13 protein-coding genes are annotated in these 12,972 nt (G+C 30.7%); 11 read left to right on the top strand and 2 right to left on the bottom strand.

The window, feature by feature from the left end:
• Positions 1 to 11: 11 nt before the first annotated feature.
• The 6 genes from ACYSNV_RS04635 to galE are packed head-to-tail and all read left to right on the top strand — an operon-like array spanning position 12 to position 5,904.
• Positions 12 to 1,040 carry a Stealth CR1 domain-containing protein gene (locus tag ACYSNV_RS04635; RefSeq protein WP_461761397.1) on the top strand — a complete coding sequence of 343 codons (1,029 nt, stop codon included), beginning with the start codon at positions 12 to 14 and terminating at the stop codon, positions 1,038 to 1,040.
• Positions 1,037 to 2,275 carry an O-antigen ligase family protein gene (locus tag ACYSNV_RS04640; RefSeq protein WP_461761398.1) on the top strand — a complete coding sequence of 413 codons (1,239 nt, stop codon included), beginning with the start codon at positions 1,037 to 1,039 and terminating at the stop codon, positions 2,273 to 2,275. The genes ACYSNV_RS04635 and ACYSNV_RS04640 overlap by 4 nt, the downstream gene beginning before the upstream one ends.
• Complete coding sequence (locus tag ACYSNV_RS04645; protein ID WP_461761399.1) at positions 2,226 to 3,044, top strand: glycosyltransferase; 819 nt, start codon at positions 2,226 to 2,228, stop codon at positions 3,042 to 3,044. The genes ACYSNV_RS04640 and ACYSNV_RS04645 overlap by 50 nt, the downstream gene beginning before the upstream one ends.
• Before the next feature lies 1 nt (position 3,045).
• Complete coding sequence (locus ACYSNV_RS04650; protein ID WP_461761400.1) at positions 3,046 to 4,263, top strand: DegT/DnrJ/EryC1/StrS family aminotransferase; 1,218 nt, start codon at positions 3,046 to 3,048, stop codon at positions 4,261 to 4,263.
• A 6-nt stretch (positions 4,264 to 4,269) separates the two neighbouring features.
• Positions 4,270 to 4,860, top strand: coding sequence for a sugar transferase (locus ACYSNV_RS04655; protein ID WP_461761401.1), 591 nt, complete (start codon positions 4,270 to 4,272; stop codon positions 4,858 to 4,860).
• Positions 4,861 to 4,878: 18 nt separating this feature from the next.
• Positions 4,879 to 5,904 carry a UDP-glucose 4-epimerase GalE gene (galE, locus tag ACYSNV_RS04660; RefSeq protein ID WP_461761402.1) on the top strand — a complete coding sequence of 342 codons (1,026 nt, stop codon included), beginning with the start codon at positions 4,879 to 4,881 and terminating at the stop codon, positions 5,902 to 5,904.
• 634 nt (positions 5,905 to 6,538) lie between these two features.
• Here the strand turns inward: galE and ACYSNV_RS04665 are convergent.
• Entirely contained in the window at positions 6,539 to 6,973 is a 435-nt protein-coding gene (locus ACYSNV_RS04665; RefSeq protein ID WP_461761403.1) for an adenylyltransferase/cytidyltransferase family protein, read from the bottom strand.
• A 600-nt stretch (positions 6,974 to 7,573) separates the two neighbouring features.
• Here ACYSNV_RS04665 and nagB point away from each other — a divergent pair.
• The 4 genes from nagB to cobC all read left to right on the top strand — a co-directional run bounded on the left by nagB (position 7,574) and on the right by cobC (position 10,872).
• Complete coding sequence (nagB, locus tag ACYSNV_RS04670) at positions 7,574 to 8,374, top strand: glucosamine-6-phosphate deaminase (RefSeq protein WP_461761404.1); 801 nt, start codon at positions 7,574 to 7,576, stop codon at positions 8,372 to 8,374.
• Positions 8,375 to 8,563: 189 nt separating this feature from the next.
• Entirely contained in the window at positions 8,564 to 9,568 is a 1,005-nt protein-coding gene (cobT, locus tag ACYSNV_RS04675; RefSeq protein WP_461761405.1) for a nicotinate-nucleotide--dimethylbenzimidazole phosphoribosyltransferase, read from the top strand.
• Positions 9,569 to 9,574: 6 nt separating this feature from the next.
• Positions 9,575 to 10,351 (top strand): adenosylcobinamide-GDP ribazoletransferase, encoded by a 777-nt coding sequence (locus tag ACYSNV_RS04680; RefSeq protein WP_461761406.1) that lies wholly within the window; start codon positions 9,575 to 9,577, stop codon positions 10,349 to 10,351.
• Entirely contained in the window at positions 10,336 to 10,872 is a 537-nt protein-coding gene (cobC, locus tag ACYSNV_RS04685) for an alpha-ribazole phosphatase (protein WP_461761407.1), read from the top strand. Before ACYSNV_RS04680 ends, cobC begins: the two co-directional genes overlap by 16 nt.
• Before the next feature lie 144 nt (positions 10,873 to 11,016).
• On the opposite strand, the gene ACYSNV_RS04690 is transcribed toward cobC, so the two are convergent.
• Positions 11,017 to 11,298 carry a DUF4339 domain-containing protein gene (locus ACYSNV_RS04690; RefSeq protein ID WP_461761408.1) on the bottom strand — a complete coding sequence of 94 codons (282 nt, stop codon included), beginning with the start codon at positions 11,296 to 11,298 and terminating at the stop codon, positions 11,017 to 11,019.
• A gap of 577 nt (positions 11,299 to 11,875) precedes the next feature.
• Between ACYSNV_RS04690 and ACYSNV_RS04695 the strand changes: the two genes are divergently transcribed.
• On the top strand, positions 11,876 to 12,901 hold the full coding sequence (locus ACYSNV_RS04695) for an alpha/beta hydrolase (protein WP_461761409.1): 1,026 nt from the start codon (positions 11,876 to 11,878) through the stop codon (positions 12,899 to 12,901).
• Positions 12,902 to 12,972: the final 71 nt, after the last annotated feature.

Raw genomic sequence — 12,972 nt, forward strand, 5'->3', positions numbered from 1 at the left:
TTATATAAAAGATGAATAACATTAAAATAGATTTTGTATTACCTTGGGTTGATCCTTCGGATCAAATGTGGCAGCAGAAAAAATTAAAGTATTCAGGACAAGCATTGGAGAGTGATGGTAATTCGGAATCAAGATTTAGAGATTTAGATACATTGCGTTTTGTTTTGCGCAGTATCGAAAAAAATTGTCCTTGGTATAATAAGATTTTTTTGATAACAGAAGGACATATTCCTAAGTGGTTAGATATAAATACAAAACAAGTAGTAGTAGTTTCTCACGATGAAATGTATATTAATAAGGATCATTTGCCAGTCTTTAATTCAAGTTCTATCGAAATGAATTTAAGTAATATTAAAGGACTAAGTGAACACTTTGTTTATTTAAATGATGATACTATTATTTGGAAAAAGATTGAACAAACTAGATTTTTTAACGAAGGTTTACCAGTGGATTTTCTTAAACACGGTTGGTTGAAACGGGGCGAACTTTTTAAATTATTGAGAGGCGAAGACACGTGGGTAAATTCGATTAAAAATAATATTTATTTAGTTAGAAATGTCTATGGGAAAAGTAATATTAGTAGTAACAGTTTGTTTAATAAGAGTTATGGAATATTAGGAAACTTAAGCAATTTTTTACTTAAGTATGTTTACTCAGATTATTTTTGGTTTGAACACTGGCATCATCCTCAACCCTATTGTCGCAGGACTTTTACACAAGTACGTAGTTTATTCAGTGAGGAAATGAATATTTCATCTAAAAACAAATTTCGCATGAATAATGATTTGACGCATTACTTAAATAGATATTGGCATTTGGTAAATAATGACTTTTTTCCTTTTTTTCATAATGATGGGCTTGAGGCTAATATTTCTTCAATAAAACAATTAAAGAGACTATTAAATAAGGTCGATAACTATAACTTTGTGTGCTTTAATGACAGTCCTGCGTTAGCAGATAAAGATTTTTTAGATGTTAAGGCGGAGCTAAGTGATTTATTAGAGAAAAGGTTTTATGAAAAGGCTTCATTTGAATTATGAATATGATTTTAAATAATATCAAACCTAGAAAACGAGAGTTAACAATGACATTGTTTTTTATATCCTTACTTTCTGAAGGCGTTTTTTTGGATATAGGCTTTTCGTTGAAGCTTTATATGATTTTGTTTCCGTTTATAGTTTTTTATATTATTAAAAACGGAGTTAGTAAAACGTTATCATTCGAAAATAGTTATATTCTATTTTCGATTTATTTTGTTGTAGGATCTTTCTTTACACACGAACCATTCCATAGTCTACTGTATTCAATTGTTATTTCTTTTTCAGTATTGGGTGTATTGTGCTTTAAAAGTTATTTGGTAGATAAATCTCGTTTGGTAATAGTAGAAAGGTATTTTACTAATGGTATTTTTTGGTTTTCGCTTCTTTCTCTCTGTATGTATATATTTGGAGTTTTCGCTTTAAATTTTAATTTTTATTCTGCAGCAGGAGAAAATGTCGTAAAGTATGGAGTGATGTTAGATAGAAGTACGCCTAGATTGATTGGTTTAGGTGCTGATCCTAATAACTTAGTTTTCGCCAGTACTTTACCTTGGTATTTTTTACTTTTGAAAGCTAATAAAACTAGGTTTGAAATTGTTACTTTTTTAATGCTAACATGTTGTGTAATACTTTCGTTTTCTCGTGGAGGTTGGTTGGGAATTTTTATTCCTGCTTTTCTATACTTTATGGTAAATTTTAGACGTATTAGTTTGAAATATTTCTTTTTGGTTGCTACTTTTACAATAAGTGTTATAATCTATTTCTATGAAACATTATTTAAATTATTAGACGAAGGTATATCAAATAGGTTAGACATTGGAAGCGGGAGCGGGAGATTTGATCTTTGGGCTACGGGTCTCGAAGTATTTGAAAATAATTTTTTTTTCGGTTTAGGCGCTAATATGTTTGTTTTTGATTATGGTAAGTATGTTCACAATACTTATTTACAAGTATTGGTAGATGGTGGCATCTTTGGGTTTATTTTATTTAGTTTATTTTTATTTAATGTATTTATATGTATAAAAAAATTGTGTAAATATAATTATAAAGGGAATGTTTTTTTACTCATTTCCTTTTATTCGATTCTTATTCAAATGTTTAGCTTATCAATCTTGTATAATGAAGCCTGGATTTTGATTCTGGGTTTTGTTGGATTTAAGTGTTATATGATATCTTATAAAAAAAATGCAAAAAGAAAAAAAATTAGCAGTTATTCTATCTCTGTACAAGAATGATAGAATAGATTATTTAAGAAAAGCCATTTTAAGCTTATTAGAACAAACTTTTTCAGATTTTGATTTGTATGTACAATGCGACGGTGAAGTTAGAAAGGAGTGTTTAGATTTTCTTAAAAATATTAGAGATTCTAGGGTTATTCTCAGAGAAAGAGAAGAGAATAGAGGATTAGCATTTTCGTTAAATGAATTATTAAGTGTCGTCTTAGTTCAGGATTATCTGTATATAGCACGAATGGATGCTGACGATATTTCAATGCCAAATAGATTTGAAAGACAAATAGAATTTCTTGATAGTAATATTGAAGTGGATTGTTTGGGTACATGGGCAATAGAAATCGATTCTAGTGATAGGGAATATTTTAAAAAAGAAATGCCCGTTACCCATAAAGCTTGCTTAGAATTGTTTAAAAAGCGAGATTGCTTAATACATCCAACTGTTATGTTTCGTAATAGTTATTTTCAAAAAGCTGGTCTTTATCCGTTAGATACTTATTTTGGAGAAGATACAATTATGTGGATGCAAGGATTTAATTCTGGATGTAAATTTGCCAATTTAGATGATTTTTTGTTTAAATTTAGACTCGATGATGATTTTTTTGAAAGAAGAAGAGGTATGAAGCATGCTAGATCTATTATTAATTTACGCCGTCGAGTGAATAAAACATTAGGGTTTGGTTTTGTAGCCGATGGTTACATGTATTTATACGCTTTTGCCAAATTAATGCCAACACCTATATTAAATTTAATTTATAAAGTTTTTAGATAATATGAATATACCATTTTCACCTCCATATATAAGTGAGGACGTAATTACTGAAGTAGTAGATTCTTTGCGTTCAGGCTGGATAACAACAGGACCAAAGGTAAAAGAGTTGGAATCAGAAATAAAAAAATATTGTGGCGCAAAAGAAGTTTTATGCGTTAATTCTTGGACATCTGGAGCAATTATGATGTTAAGATGGTTCGGTATAGAACCTGGTGATGAAGTAATAATTCCAGCATATACCTATAGTGCTACTGCATTAGCAGTATATCATGCCGGTGGTACTCCTGTAATGGTTGATGTTAATAGTAATTTTAATATTTCAATTGATAATATAAGAAAAGCTATAACTGACCGTACTAAAGTAATTTTACCCGTGGATATTGCAGGTTTTCCTTGTGATTACGATTCTATAATGTCTCTTGTTAATGAGAGCGAAATTAAAAAGAAATTTCAGGTAAATTCCGAAAATCAAAGAAAATTAGGTAGAATTTTAGTAATTAACGATGCGGCTCATTCATTGGGAGCAAAGTTTGAAGATGGGGTTAGGACAGGTAGTGAAACAGATATAGCTATTTTTTCTCTGCATGCTGTAAAAAATATTACAACTGCTGAAGGAGGAGCGATTTGCTTGAATTTACCGCTTCCTTTTGATAATAGCGACTTATATTCGGTACTACGTCAGATGAGTTTAAACTGCCAGACTAAAGATGCTTTTTCTAAAAGTAAAGCAGGTAGTTGGAGGTATGATATAACTGGTCTTGGTATGAAAATAAATATGGCTGATGTAAATGCAGCTATTGGTCTAGCTCAAATTCGCAATTATCCTTCAATTTTAACCGAACGAAAAAGAGTGTTTAATTTATATGACCGTTTTTTTAGAAGTTTAGATTGGGCTATAATTCCACCAAGTGTAATAAATGGAAGGGAAAGTTCATACCATTTGTATGCTTTGCGAATTAAGAATATATCAGAAAGTGAAAGGGATGCTATAATAGATGAGATTTCGAAAAAAGGGGTTGCGGTTAATGTTCATTTTATTCCTTTACCCATGCTTTCCTTTTTCAAGGAAAAAGGGTTTGAAATTAAGAATTTCCCACAAGCTTATGAAAACTACAAATGCGAAATTTCTTTGCCAATATATCCACAATTGACGGATAAAGAAGTTGAGTATGTTATTAGTGCAGTTGTTGAATCATATCAATTGGTAGTTAAAGGATAAATAGTAATGAAAAGGGTATTTGATATCATTGCAAGTGCTACAGGACTTATTTTATTAAGTCCTGTTTTTATAATAGTAGCTATAGCTATAAAATTAGATTCAAAAGGACCGATTTTTTATAGACAAACACGAGTAGGACTTAATAATCAGGATTTTCAAATTTTTAAATTTAGATCCATGTATATGGATGCAGATAAAAAGGGTTTGATTACAGTTGGTGGGCGAGATCCTAGGGTTACAAATATAGGTTATTACATTAGAAAATTTAAGCTTGACGAATTTCCTCAATTGCTAAACGTGTTTGTTGGTGAAATGAGCATTGTTGGTCCGCGTCCAGAAGTTAGAAAGTATGTTTTAATGTATTCAAAGGAACAGTTAAAAGTTTTGTCAGTTCGTCCGGGGATAACTGATAACGCATCTATTAAGTATAGAAATGAAAATGATATTTTGGAAACTGCTAATGATCCTGAGAAAATGTATGTCGATGTTATTATGCCAGATAAGTTGAAATTTAATTTAGAATATGTAAATAATCAAACGATTATTAATGATATTAAAATTATTTTTTTAACTTTTAAAGAGATATTACGTAAATAATTATTATATATTAAAAAGATGAAAATTTTAGTTACTGGGGGATTGGGATTTATTGGTTCTCATACCGTTGTTGCATTGATAGAGCGCGGGTTTGAAATAGTTATTGTCGATGATTTGTCTAATTCCTCGATTGATATTTTACATCGTATAAATTCGATTACAGGTAAGCAGGTTATTTTCGAACAATTAGATCTTAAAAATGAGATTGAGGTTGAGCGATTGTTTTCAAAATACTTTGATATTGAAGCTGTGATTCATTTTGCTGCTTTTAAGTCTGTAAATGAAAGTATAAATAAGCCTCTAGATTATTATAAGAACAATATTTACCCAATTATTAACTTATTAGATCAGTTTAAGAAAAAAGACGGAGGACATTTTATTTTTAGTTCATCATGTACTGTCTATGGTGAGGCCAATTCTATGCCAATCACAGAAGAAGAATCTCGTAAAGAGCCTTTTTCTCCATATGGTAATACTAAACGTATAGGTGAGGATATTATTAATGACTTTTGTAAGATTAGTAAAGTGTCAGCAGTTATTTTGCGATATTTTAATCCTATTGGTGCTCATGCTTCGGGTTTAATTGGTGAATTACCTACTGGTGTACCACAAAATCTTATTCCTTTTATTACACAATCCGCAATAGGAAAGCGTGGTCCTATATCCATATATGGTATTGACTACCCTACAGATGATGGTACGTGTATAAGAGATTATATACATGTAGTTGACTTGGCGCAGGCCCATGTAGTTGCAGTAGAAAGACTTTTGAAAAAAGATAACTCCTCAGTCGTTGAAACTTATAATATTGGCACGGGTAGGGGAACATCTGTTCTAGAAATAATTAAAACTTTTGAAAAAGTAAATGGGATTAAGTTAGATTATTCATTTAAATCTCGACGTGAAGGAGATGTTGCTACTGCGTACGCTTCTACTATTAAAGCTAATAATGTACTTGGATGGCAACCTAAAGAAACTTTAGATGCTGCTCTTAAAAGTGCATGGGAATGGGAAAAGTCTTTATTTGAATCTGAAAATTCTTAAGTTAGTTTAATAGTAATAGTCTCTCTTTCTGAGATTGAGTTAGAATTAAGAAACAATGTTATTTTCTTTATTCGTATAGATTTTCAGATTTGAATATTTCTAATTTATGAAAAAACTTTCTATGTTCAGATTTGTTGACAAATTTAAATTATACAATAAATCTGAACTCTTTTGTTCTAAATTCATTTTACGATTGATGTAAATTTACGATAGAGCTTTTTTGGGATAAATATCAAAATCCGTTTTGAGGGACTAGAGCTTACAATATTATCAAGAAATAATGAAAATTAAAAAAGAGCGGATGTTTTGCATTTTAGGAATATGATAGATTGTAAGTAAAATTATTGTATTACTTTATATCTTAATTTTTTATAAATAGTAATTTCTATTATTTTTAAGTATCGTAATGAATGAAGTTTTTTTAGTTGGAATTTTTTAACAAGATATAATCGTTCTGCGGTAGTTTTAATATGGTAAAGTTACTTATCATGAATCAAAATAAATAATTGAATATTGATTAATGTCAGTCATAAGTTTTAAAGTATTGATTCTTAACGTTAAATCAAGAATTGGTTAGACTCAAAAGAGTCTAAGCCAATTTTTTACAGCCTACGCATTTTAGTTAAGCGATAATTTATTTAAGATTAACAACTTTACTATTTTCTTTTTCGGCAACTTCTTTTCTCAAAGAGCTACTTGAAAAACGATGATCTCTAGTGTTAAAATATAAAGCAATAGGTTTCTCTTCACAATATTTTCTACCTGTAAAGTTTTTATGCGCATATTCATCTCCTAGTATACGGACATCGATGTGAAAAGAGCGGAGTATATCCTCCAAGTCCTGTTCTGTAGCGTAAGGAACAATTTCATCTACAAATTTGCAACCCTTGAGTTGTATATATCTTTCAACAACGCTTTGCGTAGGTTTGTTTTTTTCAGGTCTGTCAATAGTAGGATCCGTTTGAAGTCCGACAATTAAATAATCACATTGACGCTTAGCTTCTTCCAACATTTTAATATGTCCTGCATGTAGTAAATCAAACGCGCTAAAAGTTATTCCTATTTTCATTTCTAGTAAATATTTGCACTAATTTATAATATTTTTTTTATATCAATAAGACTTCTTAATAGATAATGTTTCAAAAATAATAAATTCTATAATTCCAAAAGCAAGAATTAAGTGAATGGTTAGAATATACTAGTAAGCATATTTACTTTTGAGTACAAAATTGATTCATACGTTAAGTTTGTAATTTCGGCTTCTGCGCAATCAGATTAAAATTAATTTACTATTTTATTAATGATAGGTTAATTACATTTAGCTAATTCTTTTATCTATATGTTTGTTGTGGAACACAAATTAAATTATTTTCCTTATATGTAAACTAGTGCTTTTTGTTTATGATTATATTTTTGATTGAACTTCATCGGTAAATGTTTAGTCTTAACTCGAAAAAAATACACTTTTACAAATTTTCCACTGTTAATTGGCAATAATTATGTATTTTTGACGTCACATTATTTGCTATGATATTGTAAGAAGAAATCTCGGTTTGTAATATAAAAAGTAATTAGAAGTAAATTACTTGTATTTTTTAAACCTAGAGTAATGTTACAGAAGATATTTTTGTAACAGTAATAATTAAAAGAAGTATACTGTTTTTTATAAATGAAAAATATTTACCAACCGTTTAGTGTCTTAAATGATACCATAAAAGTTTATGAGGATGATCAAAGTGCTTCCGTGTATGTAGCGGGTAGAATCGCAAACATCATTGAAAACAAGCAAAGTTTAGGACAGAGTGCTATTTTGGGCCTTGCCACTGGGGCTACACCAAAAGGCGTGTATAAGGAATTAATTCGTTTACATAAAAATGAAGGTCTTAGCTTTAATAATGTGATTACCTTTAATTTAGATGAATATTATCCAATGCAGCCTGTTGAGGAGTTAAGTTACGTTTCTTTTATGAATACTAACTTATTTAATCATATTGATATAAATAAAAACAATATTCATATTCCAGATGGAACTTTATCTAATGAAGCAATCAGAGAATTTTGTCTAGAATATGACAAGAAAATTTCTGCATTAGGTGGATTAGATATGCAATTATTAGGTATAGGAAGAACCGGTCACATTGGTTTTAACGAGCCTGGATCGGTAATTGATTCCACTACACGTTTAGTTACGTTAAATGACTTAACTAGGTCGGATGCTATTGATGATTTTAAAGGACTAGAAAACGTACCAACTCATGCCATTACTATGGGTATTAAAACTATCACTGAGGCTAAAGAAATCATTTTATTGGCTTTAAGTGAACGTAAGGCTGAGATCATGCAAAAAGCTTTAGAGGGTGAAATTTCTGCTCAGGTGCCTGCTACTTATTTAAAACAGTTCTCTCATGTGGAGTATGTTCTTGATCAAGGTGCAGCCAAATTGCTTCAAAGCATGGAAGTGAATAATTAAATTTTGGGATATTAATTACTTTAAAAGGTACTTTATCGCTTTTGTATCTTTTTATGGTTTTTACATATTATATTAAAGGTCTGAACTTGTTCAGACCTTTGTTTTTTATTGCATTTATACCTTATATTTGTTTTGCAAGATTAGAATATAGTCTTGCATTTTTTATTTAACTAACTACAACAAAGAATAATGACATTTGAAAAACAACTTCAACAAAAAATCGATTTGAAAACGAAGCCTCTAGGTTCGCTAGGGTTTTTAGAAGAATTAGCTTTTAAAGTTGCAAAGGTTCAAAACACCTTAACTCCTTGTTTGAATAATCCTACTATGGTTGTCTTTGCAGGGGATCATGGCTTAGCTAAAAAGGGTGTTAGCGCCTATCCACCTGAGGTAACCCATCAGATGGTTTTAAACTTTTTATCAAACGGGGCTGCAATTAATGTTTTTTGTAAGCAAAACAATATAGACATAAAAATTGTAGATGCTGGGGTGAATTTTGACTTTGAAGACCACCATGCTTTAATAAAAGCTAAAGCGGGTTACGGTACCAATAATTGTTTAGAACAAAAGGCCATGAGTAAAGAGCAATTAGACTTTTGCTTTACTAGTGGAGCTAAGATTGTTGAAAATGCTTTTGATTCAGGATGTAATATAATTGGCTTTGGTGAAATGGGTATTGGTAATACATCTAGCGCATCGTTGATAATGTCTATGTTAACGGGATTGCCTATTTCGGATTGTGTGGGACGTGGAACAGGAATGAATGACCAGCAGTTATATCACAAGTTAGCCATTTTGCAAGGTGTTATACAAAAACATAGTGATGTTAAAGAACCTCTAGATATTTTGCAAAGTGTTGGGGGATTTGAAATTGCTCAAATCACAGGGGGTATGTTACAGGCTAAAAAACTTAATATGCTTATTATGGTAGATGGTTTTATTGCTACAGCTGCTTATGGGATAGCGCGAGCAATAAATCCAGAAATAGATCAAAATGCAATATTTTGCCATGTTTCGGATGAAGTTGGGCATAAAGAGTTTTTAAAGGCCATTGGTCAGCGTGCAATTTTAAATTTAAATCTACGTGTTGGCGAGGGAACCGGTTGTGCTTTAGCTTATCCTATTGTGCAAAGCGCGGTAAATTTTTTAAATGAAATGGCCAGCTTTGATAGCGCTGGAGTTTCAAATAAATAGTGTAGCATGTTAAAAAAGGAAATTACTTATTTTTTAACGGCCTTAATGTTTTTTACTAGAATTCCTATACCTTTTAAAGTGGCGTATTCCAATGAGATTATGAATCAATCGCAGAAGTATTATCCATTAGTTGGGCTGTTTGTAGGGGTATTTAATGCTGTTGTTTTTTATGTATGTCATTTGGTATTGCCAATTTCCGTGAGTCTTGTGCTTATGATTATTGCCAGTGTGCTTTTAACAGGGGCTTTTCACGAAGATGGTTTAGGTGATGTGTGCGATAGTTTTGGAGGTGGTTATGGTAAACAAAAGATACTTACTATAATGAAAGATAGCCGTATGGGAGCATATGGTGTAATAGGTATTGTGTTAATCTTACTTTTGAAGTTTGAATCCATGGTATTTTTGGCCCAGGTTAATTTAAAGGAATTTCTTATCGTACTTGTTATCGCTCATAGTGCCAGTAGGTATCTATCGGGTCTTATGATCCATACCCATAGTTATGTCACCGATATTGATCAAAGTAAAAGTAAACCCATTGCAAGTAAGGCATTACCTACAAAAACTCTTTTAGTTGGACTTGTTTTTACTTTACTACCTTTTTTGTTTTTAGCTAATCCAATTTATTTATTAGTACTTGTTTTTGCTTATTTGGGTAAAGTTTATTTAGGTTGGTATTTCAATAAACACATAGGTGGTTATACGGGGGATTGCCTAGGTACGGTACAGCAGGTAACCGAGGTGATGATTTATATAGGATTTATAATATTATGGAAATTTATTTAATACGTCACACAAGTGTAGATATAGATAAAGGAGTATGTTACGGGCATAGTGATGTTTTTCTTAAATCAACTTATAGTAAAGAGCTTGGTGAAATCAAAGATCTTTTGCAAGGAGACTTTGATATAATATATACTAGTCCTTTAATAAGGTGTAAGCAAGCAGCTAGTGACCTTGCAAGTTACTTAGGGGAATTAGAAGTACGATCAGATAGTAGATTGAAAGAAATGAATTTTGGAGCCTGGGAACTACAAAGGTGGGAGGATATCAATCTGCAGGAAATTCAGCCTTGGTATGATGATTTTGTAAATCAAAGGGCCAAGGAAGGAGAAAGCTTTTTAGATTTAAATCAGCGTGTTGTAGAATTTATAAAGGCATTGAAAAGTCAAAATTATAAACGAGTTGTTCTAGTTACTCATGCCGGTGTGATTAGGTGTTTTTTAAATCATTTTTATAATATTCCCTTAGAAAAAACTTTTGATGTTAAGATAGACTACGCTTCGGTGGTCCAAATCAACCTTTAAAAAGAAAACTACACTAGGTATTATCTTAAAAGATAACCAACTAGTGTAGTGATTTCTTACCTTTTCTTAGTAAAGCGATTAAGAATTAGGATTATCAGATTAGAATACTGGGGATCTAAAAAATTACTGTAATTAAACTTAGTATTAATTAAGTTGTTTTTTGGTACAATGTTTTAACCATGTTATTACAGTAATCCGTAGCGGATTTACAAACGCAAGAGTAATAAGCAAGGTTTTAAATAAAGCTTTCTTATTAGATGGTAATCCAAAGAACTCTTTTAATTCATCTACTTGCTCGGCTTGAATCCAATGCTTTAATTCTTTATGCCAAATTAAAGTAATTGGACTGGGATTAGCCTTTTTTAACTCTTCTAATGTAAATGGTCCTTCTACAGTTGCACTTTGTAAGTAAAAGTATTTTCTCATTGTAGGTACCGGTTTTTAATCTTAAGTAAGGTTGTAAGGTTATTATGAAATTAAAATTTAAGTAAATATATCCTTTTTGGATAACAGTTTTAAGTATAATTTCGTATATTATATCTATTTCTTTGTGTGTTGATTTTTTGAACAGTCGTAAGTGTTGATAATCAGCTAGTTGTTTGTTTTGGTGTTTCAGAAAATTTTACAAGAAAAAGACGTTTCAAAAAATAGTTGCTACGCGTTTTTAACTTTATACAAAGCGAAAAACTATAAAGAGAATAAAATCTTATAAGATTGGTGCTCTAAAAAGAGATTCTTTGTTCTCTTGTCATACGTTCTTTTAGTAATTAATTAAATCAAATTGTTTTACCGAGTTTTTTTCATTTTAAAGGGTATGTAACTTTATTGGTTACTGGGTGAGTCAGAATTAAATGAAAAAGCAGACGAAAATTTTGCCTTAAGAAGAAATGATTTGAATGATTTGTTGTGTAGAATAATTCTAAATAATATCTTTACCGTTTTAAACAGCAAGTTTTAAATCTTTGGTATGTATAAAAGTTATTTAATAATTATAACCTTATTTATGTTTAGTGTTATAGGAAGAGCTCAAGAAGTAAAGCCAATATCAATTGGAAGTAAATACTCTCTTTATGCCAATGAGCTACAAGAACAAAGAGAAGTAGAAATTTATTTACCACTAGGATATGATACTAAATTGGAAAATTCTAGTTATCCAGTTGTTTACTTACTGGACTCGGAGAGTAACTTTCATTATTTAACTGGGATTATAGCTAATCTATCCAAGGGGCCTTATCCAAAAATACCTCCCATGATTGTGGTTGGAATTATCAATACAGATCGATCACGAGATTTAACACCTAGTACACCTTTAAACATGAGTGTGCAGGAAAAAGCTAGGATATCTGGAGAGACTGGTGGTAATGCAAAATTTTTCGCTTTTATAGAGCAAGATTTAATTCCCTTTGTTGAATCTAATTTTTCAACTAATGGCTATAATATATTAATAGGACATTCTTTTGGAGGTATTACTAGTTTAAACTACCTATTAAAAAACAACGACACTTTTAAAAGCTTCGTGGTCCATGATCCAAGTATTTGGTGGGATGGGGAATATATTTTACAGCAGTTTAAAGCCACAATGGCTGAGAATTATCACGGAAAAAAACTATTCTTATCTCAAGTTGGAGCTTTACAAAACAAAGGACACTTACAAGCGCATTATAAAGCCATCAAAGAATTTGATTCACTAATACAAAAAGAAGATAATCTGGGATTAGAATATATTTATAAACAATATCCGGAGGAAGACCATGGAAGTATTGTTTTAAAAGCTAATATAGATGCTTTAAAATATTTATTTCAAGGGTTTGATATAAACTTTAAACAAGTCGAACAAAATCCAGATCTTATAAAAGACTCCTATGAGAGTTTCTCCATTAAAATGAACCATAGATTTGTGCCAGATGCTAATTATCTAAAACTTGTAATTGATTTTTTTAAACGTTCGGGTAAGCAAAAACAAGCGCAGGATATTTTAGATTATAGTGAAACTATTTACCCTGACTTTATAAAAGCTTATCAGTATTAGTCTGATGAAAATTAATTAGAAAAACTGGCTATAAGAGTCTAAAGTGTATACCGCTTGTACAACTCGTTATT

The organism is Myroides sp. LJL119 (assembly GCF_054871605.1).

Bases quoted from the DNA above. Each gene is read 5' to 3' on its own strand.
- ACYSNV_RS04635 (WP_461761397.1), top strand. From the start codon at position 12: ATGAATAACATTAAAATAGATTTTGTATTACCTTGGGTTGATCCTTCG.
- ACYSNV_RS04640 (WP_461761398.1), top strand. From the start codon at position 1,037: ATGAATATGATTTTAAATAATATCAAACCTAGAAAACGAGAGTTAACA.
- ACYSNV_RS04645 (WP_461761399.1), top strand. From the start codon at position 2,226: ATGCAAAAAGAAAAAAAATTAGCAGTTATTCTATCTCTGTACAAGAAT.
- ACYSNV_RS04650 (WP_461761400.1), top strand. From the start codon at position 3,046: ATGAATATACCATTTTCACCTCCATATATAAGTGAGGACGTAATTACT.
- ACYSNV_RS04655 (WP_461761401.1), top strand. From the start codon at position 4,270: ATGAAAAGGGTATTTGATATCATTGCAAGTGCTACAGGACTTATTTTA.
- galE (WP_461761402.1), top strand. From the start codon at position 4,879: ATGAAAATTTTAGTTACTGGGGGATTGGGATTTATTGGTTCTCATACC.
- ACYSNV_RS04665 (WP_461761403.1), bottom strand. From the start codon at position 6,973: ATGAAAATAGGAATAACTTTTAGCGCGTTTGATTTACTACATGCAGGA.
- nagB (WP_461761404.1), top strand. From the start codon at position 7,574: ATGAAAAATATTTACCAACCGTTTAGTGTCTTAAATGATACCATAAAA.
- cobT (WP_461761405.1), top strand. From the start codon at position 8,564: ATGACATTTGAAAAACAACTTCAACAAAAAATCGATTTGAAAACGAAG.
- ACYSNV_RS04680 (WP_461761406.1), top strand. From the start codon at position 9,575: ATGTTAAAAAAGGAAATTACTTATTTTTTAACGGCCTTAATGTTTTTT.
- cobC (WP_461761407.1), top strand. From the start codon at position 10,336: ATGGAAATTTATTTAATACGTCACACAAGTGTAGATATAGATAAAGGA.
- ACYSNV_RS04690 (WP_461761408.1), bottom strand. From the start codon at position 11,298: ATGAGAAAATACTTTTACTTACAAAGTGCAACTGTAGAAGGACCATTT.
- ACYSNV_RS04695 (WP_461761409.1), top strand. From the start codon at position 11,876: ATGTTTAGTGTTATAGGAAGAGCTCAAGAAGTAAAGCCAATATCAATT.